We start from the raw sequence: 12,439 nt of genomic DNA on the forward strand, positions 1-12,439 counted from the left end.
CGATGAGACGCGCCGAGGAGTCCCAGTTGAAGAGCCCCACCCACGATCAGATCGTCCTGCTTGCCCCGCTGACGGGGCCGATCGTCGCGCTGGCCGACGTGCCCGATCCGGTGTTCTCCGGCGGGATGTTCGGCGACGGCATCGGCATCGACCCGCTCGCGGGCAAGCTCGTTGCGCCGTGCGCTGGCATCGTGTCGCATCTCGCGCGCACGGGCCACGCGGTGACGATCACGACGCCGCAAGGCGCGGAAGTGCTGCTGCACATCGGCATCGACACCGTCGAGCTGAACGGGCAGGGCTTCGCCGCGCACGTCGAGGCCGGCGCACGCGTCGAAGCGGGCGATCTGCTGATCGAGTTCGACCAGGACGCGGTCGCGCGCAGCGCGCATTCGCTCGTGTCGGTGATCGCGATCGCGAACTCCGACGCGTTCGAGGTCGTCGACCGCGCGAGCGGTTTCGCGACGGCCGGCGAGACGCCACTGCTCGCGCTGCGCGGCAAGGGCGAAGCGGCTGCGCAGGCGGCGCAAGCCGGCGCGGCGGCACACAACGAAGTGCGCCGAGAAATCGTGCTGGCGCAGCCGGGCGGCCTGCATGCGCGGCCGGCCGCGCGTGCGCGTGAGGCCGTGCGCGGGCTCGACGCGACCGTCGACGTGCTGTTCGACGGCCGCAAGGCGTCGATCGCGAGCGTCGTCGGCCTGCTCGGCCTCGGCGCCGGCGAAGGCGCGACGGTCGAACTGGTCGGCCGCGGCGCGCACGCGCAGCAGGCCGTCGATGCGGTCGAGCACGAGCTGCTGCGCGAAGCGCACGGCGAGGTCGAGGAAAAGCCGGCACGGCTGAGGTCGCCTGCGCCGCAGACGGTCGCGCGCAACGTCGGTGCACCGATCGACCCGAACTCGCTCGCGGGCGTATGTGCGGCACCCGGCATCGCGGTCGGCACGCTGGTGCGTCTCGACGATGCGGAAATCGTGCCGCCCGAGCAGGCAGCCGGCACGCCGGCCACGGAAAGCCGCCAGCTCGACCAGGCGCTGAAGGCCGTCGACGGCGAACTCGACGAAACGGTGCGCAGCGCATCGGCGCGCGGCGCGGTCGGCGAAGCGGGCATCTTCGCGGTGCATCGCGTGCTGCTGGAGGACCCGACGCTGATCGACGCGGCACGCGACCTGATCAGCCTCGGCAAGAGCGCGGGCTTCGCATGGCGCGCGACGATCCGCACGCAGATCGACACGCTGTCGAAGCTCGACGACGCGCTGCTCGCCGAACGTGCGGCCGACCTGCGCGACATCGAGAAGCGCGTGCTGCGCGCGCTCGGCCACACGAACGGCGCGGCGCGTGCGCTGCCTGACGAGGCCGTGCTCGCGGCCGAGGAATTCACGCCGTCGGACCTGTCGTCGCTCGATCGCCAGCGCGTGACCGCGCTCGTGATGGCGCGCGGCGGTGCGACGTCGCACGCGGCGATCATCGCGCGGCAGCTCGGCATCCCGGCGCTGGTCGCGGTCGGCGATGCGTTGTATGCGATTCCGGACGGCACGCAGGTCGTCGTCGATGCGAGCGCGGGCCGTCTCGAACACGCGCCGACCGCGCTCGACGTCGAACGCGCGCGGCATGAGCGCCAGCGCCTGGACGGCGTGCGCGAGGCGAACCGGCAGCTGGCAGGCGTTGCCGCCGCGACGGCCGACGGCCGCGCGATCGAGGTCGCCGCGAACATCGCGACGCTCGACGACGCGAACACCGCGGTCGACAACGGTGCGGACGCGGTCGGCCTGCTGCGCACCGAGCTGATGTTCATCCATCGCCAGGCCGCGCCGACGGTCGCCGAACACCAGCAGAGCTACCAGTCGATCGTCGACGCGCTGCAGGGCCGAACGGCGATCATCCGCACGCTCGACGTCGGCGCCGACAAGGAAGTCGATTACCTGACGCTGCCGCCCGAACCGAACCCGGCGCTCGGCCTGCGCGGCATCCGCCTCGCGCAGGTGCGCCCCGATCTCCTCGACGATCAGTTGCAGGGCCTGCTCGCGGTGAAGCCGTTCGGCGCGGTGCGCATCCTGCTGCCGATGGTCACCGACGCGGGCGAGATCGTGCGGCTCAGAAAGCGCATCGACGAGTTCGCACGCGCGCAGGGCCGCACCGAGCCGATCGAGGTCGGCGTGATGATCGAGGTGCCGTCGGCCGCGCTGCTGGCCGACCAGCTCGCGCAACACGCGGATTTCCTGTCGATCGGCACCAACGACCTGACGCAGTACACGCTTGCGATGGACCGCTGCCAGGCCGACCTGGCAGCGCAATCCGACGGCCTGCATCCGGCCGTGCTGCGCCTGATCGACATCGCGGTGCGCGGCGCCGCGAAGCACGGCAAGTGGGTCGGCGTATGCGGCGCGCTCGGTGGCGATCCGCTTGCGGTGCCGATTCTGGTCGGCCTCGGTGTGACCGAACTGTCGGTCGACCCGGTAGCGGTGCCGGGCATCAAGGCGCGTGTGCGCCGTCTCGATTACCAGTTGTGCCGTCAGCGCGCGCAGGATCTGCTCGCGCTCGATTCGGCACAGGCGGTAAGGGCAGCAAGCCGCGAGGTCTGGCCGCTCGACTGAACGTCGAAGGCAGGCTCGCGACCCGTTTCACTACGAAAGCAATTAGGTCAACGACGATTCATGACGAGACAAGGATTGGAGGACTGAATGAACGGGAATCCGTTTCTGAAAATACAGGGCCTGGGCCGGGCGCTGATGCTGCCGATCGCGGTATTGCCGGTCGCCGGCATCCTGCTGCGGCTCGGACAGCCGGACGTGTTCAACATCAAGATGATCGCCGACGCCGGCGGTGCGATCTTCGACAACCTGCCGCTGCTGTTCGCGATCGGCGTGGCGGTCGGCTTCGCGAAGGACAACAACGGCGTTGCTGCGCTCGCGGGTGCGATCGGCTACCTGATCGAAACCGCGATCATGAAGGACATCGATCCCAAGCTGAACATGGGCGTGCTGTCCGGGATCATCGCGGGTGTCGTTGCGGGCTTGCTGTACAACCGCTACAAGGACATCAAGCTGCCGGACTATCTCGCGTTCTTCGGCGGGAAACGGTTCGTGCCGATCATCACGGGGCTGGCCTGCGTGGTACTCGGCATCGTGTTCGGGTACGTGTGGCAGCCGGTCCAGCATGCGATCGACGCGGCAGGCCAGTGGCTGACGACGGCGGGCGCGATCGGTGCGTTCGTGTTCGGCTTCCTGAACCGCCTGCTGCTCGTCACGGGGCTGCACCACATCATCAACTCGCTCGCGTGGTTCGTGTTCGGCAACTTCACGCCGCCCGCCGGCGGCGACATCGTGCACGGCGACCTGCACCGCTTCTTCGCGGGCGACCCGACCGCGGGCACCTTCATGGCCGGCTTCTTCCCGATCATGATGTTCGGCCTGCCGGCTGCGTGTCTGGCCATGCTGCACGAAGCGCCCAAGGAGCGCCGCGCGATGGTCGGCGGCCTGCTGTTCTCGATGGCGCTGACGTCGTTCCTGACCGGTGTGACCGAACCGATCGAGTTCAGCTTCATGTTCCTCGCGCCGGTGCTGTACGTGATCCACGCGGTGCTGACGGGGCTGTCGCTCGCGATCTGCCAGATCCTCGGCGTGAAGCTCGGCTTCACGTTCTCGGCCGGCGCGATCGACTACGTACTGAACTACGGGCTGTCGACGAAGGGCTGGATCGCGATTCCGCTCGGTATCGCATACGGCGCCGCGTACTACGGGCTGTTCCGCTTCTTCATCCGCAAGTTCAACATGGCGACGCCGGGCCGCGAGCCGGCATCGGCCGATGCGGCGGCGGAATCGTACGCATCGGGCGGCTTCGTCGCGCCGGCTGCGGGCGCCGCATCGGCTGCAGTTGCACCGCGCGCGCAGCGCTACATCGCCGCGCTCGGCGGCGCGGGCAACCTGACGGTCGTCGACGCATGCACGACGCGCCTGCGCCTGACCGTCGTCGATCCGGAAAAGGTATCGGAGCCGGAACTGAAGTCGATCGGCGCGCGCGGCGTGCTCAAGCGCGGCGGCAATAGCGTGCAGGTGATCATCGGGCCCGAGGCCGACCTCATTGCCGACGAGATGCGTACCGCGATCGGCAGCGGCGCGACCGGCACGGCGTCGACGGCGACGGCCGCCGCGGCGCAGCCCGTCACGGGCGCGGCCGCCGGCCCGCTCGATCCGGAGCCGGCACGCTGGCTCGCGGTATTCGGCGGGGCGACCAACGTCGCGTCGCTCGACGCGGTTGCGACCACGCGCCTGCGCGTCGTCGTGCGCGATCCGTCGGCGGTCGATCGCGATCGTCTCGGCGCGCTCGATGTCGCATGGGTGTCGCTCGACACGTTCCACATCGTCTGCGGCAACGCGGCGGCACGCTATGCCGAACAGCTCGGCGCACGCCTGCCACCGGCGGCAGGCGGGGCGGCAGCGCAACCGGCATAACGCAATAAGGCCGGCAGGACCCGTGTTGCGGGTTCGGGCCGGTCGGCAGAAACGAAAACGGCTTGCGACGCGTCGCAAGCCGTTTTTCTTTGGTGGGGCGATTGCGCGATGCGTTCGTCCGCATCGCGCATTGCTCAACTGCTCGATCGTACAGTCATCCAGCCGTTCACGGGTTCGTCAGCGTGAAGGTCGGCTTCCGATAGCCGATGCCCGCGCGGTCGAGCTTCGGCAATTCGCGTTGCGTGAGCAGCGTCGCGAAACCGGCCCAGTCGCGCTGCAGCGCGGCCGCGTCGACGTGATGCGTATCGCCGCGCTTGTAGCGCACGCCGGCCGCGTACGGCAGCTCCCAGTCGGCCCGGTGCCACGCGCGCTCGGCGAGCGCGAGCAGCCGCGGGTAGGCCATGTATTCGAGGAAGGTGTCGTTGCGCATCACCTCGCCCCATGCCTGCCCCTGCATGCCTTCGATGCGCGGCGCGGGGCCCGTGCCCGTTGCCTCGAATGCGTTGCCGCCGCGGTCGCCCATCACTTCGGCGTTCTGCGGCAGGTTCTCCGGCGCGAGCGAGAACACCTTGTACTCGTCCGTCGCGTGCGAGCCCCAATAGTAGCCGCGCTCGCGCGGGTTGAGCGTGTACGGGAAGTCGAAGTACAGGTAGTCGGGCAGCGCCAGCACCGTCAGGTAGCCCTTGCCGCTCAGGTCGCGCGCGCTGTCCGATGCGCCCCAGAAGATCGTATCCCACAGCGACACCATCACATGGCGCGTGCCGAAGTCCTGCGGCCCGTTCGCATGCTTGATGCCGTCCTGCCACGCGGCCATCGTGTCGATCCCGTTCGCGTTGACGGCCGCGCTCACCTGTTGCGCGAAACGCGTCGGCAGTTCGTCGATCGATTTGATCTCGCCGCGCTGGAGCAGCGCCGTGCATGCGGGCGAACGCGCCCACGGCTTGTCCTGCGCGGCGAGATCGATGCGGCCCTTGTTCGGGTCGGTGCCGTTCAGCGGCTGGAAGCCCGCGCCGAGCAGGATGTTCTTCGCCTCGTCGCCGCCGTAGTGCCAGATGTGCAGCGGCGCCTGCGCGTCCGCATGCATCGCCGCGATCTCGCGGATCACCTTCGACGCGAAATTGAGCGCTCCCGGCACGCACGGGTTCAGGTCGCTGCGCCGGTCGTAGAACTGCACCGTCAGCAGGTTCGACGTGTCCTGCGGATCGAGCAGCCGGTATGCGTTCGCTTCCTGTTCGCGGCCGGCCGCATGCAGCCGGCGGTAGCGCGCCTCCATCGTCACGACGGCCGCACGCGCGTGCGCGGGCATGTCGATCTCCGGGATGATCTCGACGAAACGCGCGGCCGCGTAGCGCACGAGCGCCACGTAGTCGTCGCGCGTCAGGTAGCCGCCGCCCGAGCGGTTGTCCGGGCCGGAGCCGAGCTGCGGCAGCAGGCAGCGCGTCTCGCTCGGGTCGTGGCAGCGGCGCGAGCCGATCTCGGTCAGCTCGGGCAGGCCGGGAATCTCGATGCGCCAGCCTTCGTCGTCGGACAGATGCAGGTGCAGGCGGTTGAGCTTGTACGCGCTCATCTGGTCGATCAGGCGGCGCAGCGTCGCCGGGTGCTTGAAGTTGCGCGCGAGGTCGACGTGCATGCCGCGATGCGTGAAGCGCGGCGCATCCTCGACCAGCATCGCCGGGATCGGGCCGCCGCCGGCCGGCGCGAGCGAGAAGAGCGTCTGCACGCCGTAGTAGAGGCCTGCGCGATCGTAGGCTTCGATGAACACGCCGCGCGGCCCGATCGCGAGCCGGTAGCCTCCCGGCGTCGCGATGTCGGCCGGCAGCCGGCGCGGCGCGACCGCGCCCCACACCGGCACGCGCGCGCCGTCGAGCCCGAGCGTCGCCGCGCGCTCGCGCAGCGCCGCGACCTGCGCGTCCGGCAGGTTCGGCAACGCGAACTCGACGCCGCGCAGGTCGAGCGTGCCGGGCAGCGGCTGCTCGCGCTTCACGCTCGGCAGCGCACGGCTCGCGTCGGGCCGGGCGGCTACCGGCGGCGCATTGCCGGTCGAGTTGTTCTGCGCGTCGGCCGGCAGCGATTCGACGTAGCGCAGCTCGTCGTCGGTGTCGTTGTAGCGCAGCACGGCGGGCGGCGCGCCGTCGACGACGACGTACGGGCGCGGAATCACGTCGCTGTACCGCAGCAGCCAGTATTCGGCGACGAACGGCAGCTCGATGCGCTCGCCGGGCGCAAGCCGCACCGAGCCCGGCTGCGGCGCCAATTCGTACAGGTCGCCCGTGAGCCGCCGCAGCGCGAAGCCCGGACGATCGATCCGCAGCAGGCGGCGGATGCTATGCAGATAGAGCTTCCAGCCGCCGTCGGCGATCGCCTGGTGGCCGCGGTTCTGCAGGATCAGGCGACCCGTCGCGCAGGCCGCGCCGTCGGCGCCGAGATCGGCGCACGGCACGCCGGCCGCGGCCGCGTGGTTGTTGTCGACGGCGACGCGCAACGCGAGGCCGGTCGACAGCAGCGCCGCGAGACTGGCCGCTTGCGCGGTGGGCTGCGCGATGCCTGCGGTTGCGCCGGCCGCGGCCGACGCCGGCTGGGCGCCGATCGCGGCCGGCGACAGCGCTGCGATCAGCGCGCCGGCAAAGAGGGATGACAAGGTGCGCTTCATTCGAACTCCTGATAAAAAGGGGGCGTGGCGGCGTCGTGGAGCGACGTCGCTGCGATCGGATCTTTCATTGGAGCTGCGGGAGATACCAGCGCGCGGGGCGATGCGGCCGCACCGCGCGTTTTCGGCACGCGGGGGCGTGCGTTACGGAACGGGAGGCGGGCAGGCGTGCCGATCGGATCGGCGGGGCGGTGTACGCGCGTTCATCGGCGGCGCGCGGCAACGGCCGCAATGGCGAAGCGGCCGCGGTCGGCTGCGTTCGTCCGGCCGCGCACACTGGCGACAACAGGCGCCGCCGAACGGCAACCGGCCGCCCGACGACACGGCGCGCAGGCGCGCGCCATAAACGGGATTCGCATGTCTGCCCCACCCAGAAGGATTCGGCCTGTCAGCGACCGTGTCCAACGATCTTATGAAACCTTTTATTGGTATTCAAGTGGTATCAATCTGGCGCTAAATTGGCATCGGCGTGCGGTGCCTGTACGGACGGCCGGGACGAAAAAAAACCTCGCGCGAAGCGAGGTTCGTTCTGGACGGCGGCGGCGCGATCCGCCGCATGCGTCACGCGTCAGTCGCGGCGCACGCGCGCGGGCGCTTCCTGCGTCTTCTGCCGCGCTTCGAGCCACATCGCGTTGACGATGCCGAACGACAGCGCGACGCCGATACCGAGAATCCAGCTGAAATACCACATGATCCGACTCCTTGCGAAACGGTGGACGGGGGCGCCTGCGCGCCCCGGCCCGGTTCAATACATCGAGTGATTGTTCTCTTCGAGCGTCTGGTGCGTGACCTTGCCGCGCATCACGCGATACACCCAGCCCGTGTAGATCAGGACGATCGGCAGGAACACGATCACCGCGAACAGCATCACCTGCAGCGTCTTGTGGCTCGACGTCGAATCCCACACAGTCAGGCTGCTGCGCGGGTCGAGCGACGACGGCATGATGAACGGGAACATCGAGAAGCCCGCGGTCAGGATCACGCCGACGATCATCAGGCCCGTGCAGAAGAACGCCGTCTTCTCCTGCTTCGAGCCGGCGAGCAGCAGCGCCAGCAGGCCGCCCGCGATCCCGACGACCGGCGCCGCGATCATCCACGGAAACTCGCCGTAGTTCGCGAGCCACAGGCCCGAGCCGGCGGCGACGTCCTTGAGCAGCGGATTCGCGACCGTGTCGGTCGGCGCGGCGTTTGTGATGTGGAAGCCGCCGATATACGACGCGATCAGCACGCCGGCCAGCACGAACAGCACGACCGCGAGGAACGACGCCACACGCAGCGCGATCGATGCGCGGCGCGCGATCACGCCGTCGGTCTTCATCTTGATGAACGCGGCGCCGTGCGCGACGAGCATCGTGAGGCTGACGAGTCCGCACAGCAGCGCGAACGGGTTCAGCAGCGCCCAGAAGCTGCCGTAATAGGTCACGCGCAGGTCGCTGTCGAACTTGAACGGCACGCCCTGCAGCAGGTTGCCGAACGCGACGCCGAACACGAGCGCCGGCACGAAGCCGCCGGCGAACAGGCCCCAGTCCCAGCCCGCGCGCCAGCGCGGGTCCGGCCGCTTGCTGCGGTAGTCGAAGCCCACCGGCCGGAAGAACAGCGCGAACAGCACGAGCAGCATCGCGAAGTAGAAGCCGGAGAACGACGCGGCATAGACGAGCGGCCAGGCCGCGAACATCGCGCCGCCGGCCGTGATCAGCCACACCTGGTTGCCTTCCCACGTCGCGCCGACTGTGTTGACGATGATGCGGCGCTCCTCGTCGGTCTTGCCGAGGAACGGCAGCAGCGCGGTCGCGCCCATGTCGAAGCCGTCGGTGACGGCGAAGCCGATCAGCAGCACGCCGACGAGCAGCCACCAGATCAGCTTGAGAGTTGCATAGTCCATAGCGATTCCTTGTTCCGTTTCGGGGGCGTGCTCAGGCCGGGGCGCGCTCGCTGGCGGCCGCGAGTTCGTGGTGATAGCGGCCGGTATGCAGCGACGACGGGCCGAGGCGCGCGTACTTGAACATCAGCTTGATCTCGATGACGAACAGCGCGGTGTAGAACAGGATGAAGCCCGCGAGACTCAGGTACAGATCGGTCGGCGTCAGGCTCGACGCGGACAGGTGCGTCGGCAGCACGCCCGCGATCGTCCACGGCTGGCGGCCGAGCTCGGCGACGATCCAGCCGAATTCGATCGCGATCCACGGCAGCGGGATCGCCCATACCGCATAGCGCAGGAACCAGCGGCGGTTGTCCTGCAGCAGTTCGCGGCGCGCGCAGAACCAGAACGCGGCAACGAACGTCGCGACGAACAGGAAGCCGAGGAACACCATGATCCGGAACGAGAAGAACACGGGCGCGACCGGCGGGATCGTCTTCTTCGCGGCAGCCTTGATCTGCTCCGGCGTCGCGTCGGTCACGTTCGGCGTGAACTGCTTGAGCATCAGCCCGTAGCCGAGATACTGCTTGTGCTGGTCGAACAGTTCGCGCGTCGCGGCGCTCGTGTCGCCCTGCTTGATCTTCTGCAGCGCGCCGTACGCGATCATCCCGCTCTGGATGTGCTCCTCGCTGTGCTTCGCGAGATCACGCAGGCCGATCACCGGCTCGTCGATCGAGCGCGTCGCGATCAGGCCGAGCGCATACGGGATCTTGATCGCGTAGTCGGTACGCTGCTCTTCCTGGTTCGGAATGCCGATCAGCGTGAACGATGCGGGTGCCGGCTGGGTTTCCCATTCGGATTCGATCGCGGCAAGCTTCATCTTCTGCACTTCGCCGGTCGTATAGCCCGATTCGTCGCCGAGCACGATCACGCAGAGCGTCGCCGCGAGGCCGAAGCCGGCCGCGACCGCGAACGAGCGCAGCGCGAAGTCGATGTCGCGCTTCTTCAGCAGGTACCACGACGACACGCCGAGCACGAACATCGCGGCCGACACGTAGCCGGCCGACACCGTATGCACGAACTTCACCTGCGCGACCGGGTTGAACAGCACGTCGAACAGGCTCGTCATCTCCATCCGCATCGTCTGGTAGTTGAACTCGGCGCCGACCGGGTTGTTCATCCAGCCGTTCGCGACGAGGATCCACAGCGCGGACAGGTTCGAGCCCAGTGCGACAAGGAACGTGACCATCAGGTGCTTGACCTTCGACAGGCGGTTCCAGCCGAAGAAGAACAGGCCGACGAACGTCGATTCGAGGAAGAACGCCATCAGGCCTTCGACCGCGAGCGGTACGCCGAAGATGTCGCCGACATAGTGCGAGTAGTACGACCAGTTCGTGCCGAACTGGAATTCGAGCGTGATGCCGGTCGTCACGCCCATTGCGAAGTTGATGCCGAACAGCTTGCCCCAGAACTGGGTCATGTCCTTGTAGACCTGTTTGCCGGTCATCACGTAGACGGCTTCCATGATGACGAGCAGCCAGGACAGGCCGAGCGTCAGCGGCACGAACAGGAAGTGGTAGAGCGCCGTGATGCCGAACTGCAGGCGTGATAGATCGACGACTTCACTACTTATCATGGTGGTCTCCCTCGGTGGGTGCAGGCGCCGGTACCGAGAGCAGCTTCTCGGCGACGGCGGCAGGCGGAAGCGACATGTGCTCGGCCTGCGGATGATTGAAGAATGCGTATTTGAGCGACATCAGGAGGATCAGCTTGACGATCAGCACCAGGGTGATGTCGCGGGCGAGGGTCGGTCCGCGAGCCCACGCGGCGATGCGCGTGCGCCAGCCGATCGTGCCGGCCGGCCGCTGGGGAGGCGGCGCAGGCTCTTTATTGATCGAGATCAAGGCGATTATCCTGAATCGATTTAGGTCGGATTGAGGGCGACTTTACGTCGGATTTATGACGGCCGTGAAGCTGTTTTAATCCTTTTGCGCCTGACATGCCAATTTTAAAAGGACTGCTTTCCGATGCCGAGTGCTGCGCTGCGGCAGACCGTCGCTAACTACGGCCTGAAACTTGAGGCAGATCAAGGTTATGCGGAAGGGGCCCGAAAACGGCCTAATACCTGATGAATCAGGTCAATTAATCGGCGCAGAAACGGGCGGTAAAGCGGATGAAACGCAGCGGGAAAAGCAGAAAAAGCAGACGAAAAAAAACCGCTGCCGGTCGGGCAGCGGTTTTCGATGCAGCGCTCTGAATCGCCGGATTTATGCGTATTCGGCGAGGGCGGTGCGCATCTTTTTCATTGCGCTCGCTTCGATCTGGCGGATGCGTTCCGCGGACACGCCGAACTCGGCGGCGAGATCGTGCAGCGTCGAGCCGCCCGAGCCGTCGTCGTCGACGTGCAGCCAGCGCGCCTCGATGATGCGGCGGCTGCGCGCGTCGAGCGCGTCGAGCGCCTGCGCGATGCCGTCCGTCTGCAGCGTGTCGCGCTGACGCGCGGCAAGCACGGCGGTCGGCTCGTTGTGCGAGTCGGCCAGGTAGGCGATCGGCGCGTACGACTCCTCGCCGTCTTCCACCTGCCCTTCGAGCGCAATGTCGCCGCCCGACAGGCGCGTTTCCATCTCGGTCACGTCTTCGCGCTTGACGTTGAGCTCCTGCGCGAGGCCGTCGATTTCCTCGGGCGTCATCGCCTGCATGCTCTTCTTGTGGCTGCGCAGGTTGAAGAACAGCTTGCGCTGCGCCTTCGTCGTCGCGACCTTCACCATGCGCCAGTTGCGCAGGATGTACTCGTGGATCTCGGCCTTGATCCAGTGGATCGCGTACGACACGAGGCGCACGTTCTGGGCCGGATCGAAGCGCTTCACGGCCTTCATCAGGCCGATGTTGCCTTCCTGGATCAGGTCGCCGTGCGGCAGGCCGTAGCCGAGATAGTTGCGCGCGATCGACACGACGAGACGCAGGTGCGACAGCACGAGGCGGCGCGCCGAGTCGAGGTTGTTGTTTTCGCGGAATTCGGTTGCGTACTGGCGTTCCTCTTCGGCCGTCAGCAGAGGAATGCGATTGACGGCCTGGATATACGCGTCGATGTTGCCAAGCTGGCCCGGCAACATCGATTGAGCTGCGAGCGCCAGCGAGCCTGCCGATTCGGCCTTGGCCGGCGTCGGGCTCAGGGTATTCGGAAGGGTCAGGGCGTTGCTCACTAAAAACTCCTTTGGAATCAGGGACAAACCCCGGGTCTCGGATGAGATTCCGGGGCCAATCTTAGCACTCCCGCAAACCGAGTGCTAATTCCTTAGAGCGGGCGTGGGCATCTGAGTTCCCGATTTTTCTATCGGGATAGTCGAGTCGATAGTCTAATCTGCGACCAAGGCGGCGGATCGAAGTTCCGTAAACCATTGTTTCTGATGGGAATCAGTAGACGATTTCGATTTTTGTCGTTTTAGAAGGAAGCCATTTCGCTTCGTGATGCCGATCCGGAAAGTCCTTTAC

8 protein-coding genes are annotated in these 12,439 nt (G+C 67.2%); 2 read left to right on the top strand and 6 right to left on the bottom strand.

Features of this window, described 5'->3' with window-relative positions; all coding sequences use genetic code 11:
- Positions 1–2 precede the first annotated feature (2 nt).
- Complete coding sequence (ptsP, locus tag DM992_RS05765) at positions 3–2,585, top strand: phosphoenolpyruvate--protein phosphotransferase (RefSeq protein ID WP_111016058.1); 2,583 nt, start codon at positions 3–5, stop codon at positions 2,583–2,585.
- 87 nt (positions 2,586–2,672) lie between these two features.
- Positions 2,673–4,442, top strand: a complete 1,770-nt coding sequence (nagE, locus tag DM992_RS05770; protein WP_111016059.1) for an N-acetylglucosamine-specific PTS transporter subunit IIBC — start codon at positions 2,673–2,675, stop codon at positions 4,440–4,442.
- Positions 4,443–4,608: 166 nt separating this feature from the next.
- Here the strand turns inward: nagE and DM992_RS05775 are convergent, their stop codons facing one another.
- From DM992_RS05775 to rpoH, 6 genes are all read right to left on the bottom strand, one after another.
- Entirely contained in the window at positions 4,609–7,092 is a 2,484-nt protein-coding gene (locus DM992_RS05775; RefSeq protein WP_111016060.1) for a family 20 glycosylhydrolase, read from the bottom strand.
- Between the two features lie 565 nt (positions 7,093–7,657).
- The gene (cydX, locus tag DM992_RS05785) at positions 7,658–7,780 is read right to left on the bottom strand and encodes a cytochrome bd-I oxidase subunit CydX (RefSeq protein ID WP_034179083.1); all 123 of its coding nucleotides are present in this window, start codon (positions 7,778–7,780) and stop codon (positions 7,658–7,660) included.
- 54 nt (positions 7,781–7,834) lie between these two features.
- The gene (cydB, locus tag DM992_RS05790; RefSeq protein ID WP_111016062.1) at positions 7,835–8,971 is read right to left on the bottom strand and encodes a cytochrome d ubiquinol oxidase subunit II; all 1,137 of its coding nucleotides are present in this window, start codon (positions 8,969–8,971) and stop codon (positions 7,835–7,837) included.
- Positions 8,972–9,002: 31 nt separating this feature from the next.
- On the bottom strand, positions 9,003–10,583 hold the full coding sequence (locus DM992_RS05795; protein ID WP_111016063.1) for a cytochrome ubiquinol oxidase subunit I: 1,581 nt from the start codon (positions 10,581–10,583) through the stop codon (positions 9,003–9,005).
- Positions 10,573–10,857: a cytochrome oxidase putative small subunit CydP gene (cydP, locus tag DM992_RS05800; protein ID WP_204356110.1), complete on the bottom strand. Its 285-nt coding sequence runs from the start codon at positions 10,855–10,857 to the stop codon at positions 10,573–10,575. Before cydP ends, DM992_RS05795 begins: the two co-directional genes overlap by 11 nt.
- A 357-nt stretch (positions 10,858–11,214) precedes the next feature.
- Positions 11,215–12,150 carry an RNA polymerase sigma factor RpoH gene (gene rpoH, locus DM992_RS05805; RefSeq protein WP_111016065.1) on the bottom strand — a complete coding sequence of 312 codons (936 nt, stop codon included), beginning with the start codon at positions 12,148–12,150 and terminating at the stop codon, positions 11,215–11,217.
- Between the last annotated feature and the right edge of the window lie 289 nt (positions 12,151–12,439).

It is taken from the genome of Burkholderia sp. JP2-270 (assembly GCF_003233675.1).
Lineage (GTDB): Bacteria > Pseudomonadota > Gammaproteobacteria > Burkholderiales > Burkholderiaceae > Burkholderia > Burkholderia pyrrocinia_C.

What these genes read in the sequence shown, in the direction of transcription:
- DM992_RS05775 (WP_111016060.1), bottom strand. Translation starts at nt 7,092, where the DNA reads ATGAAGCGCACCTTGTCATCCCTCTTTGCCGGCGCGCTGATCGCAGCG.
- nagE (WP_111016059.1), top strand. Translation starts at nt 2,673, where the DNA reads ATGAACGGGAATCCGTTTCTGAAAATACAGGGCCTGGGCCGGGCGCTG.
- DM992_RS05795 (WP_111016063.1), bottom strand. Translation starts at nt 10,583, where the DNA reads ATGATAAGTAGTGAAGTCGTCGATCTATCACGCCTGCAGTTCGGCATC.
- ptsP (WP_111016058.1), top strand. Translation starts at nt 3, where the DNA reads ATGAGACGCGCCGAGGAGTCCCAGTTGAAGAGCCCCACCCACGATCAG.
- cydX (WP_034179083.1), bottom strand. Translation starts at nt 7,780, where the DNA reads ATGTGGTATTTCAGCTGGATTCTCGGTATCGGCGTCGCGCTGTCGTTC.
- cydB (WP_111016062.1), bottom strand. Translation starts at nt 8,971, where the DNA reads ATGGACTATGCAACTCTCAAGCTGATCTGGTGGCTGCTCGTCGGCGTG.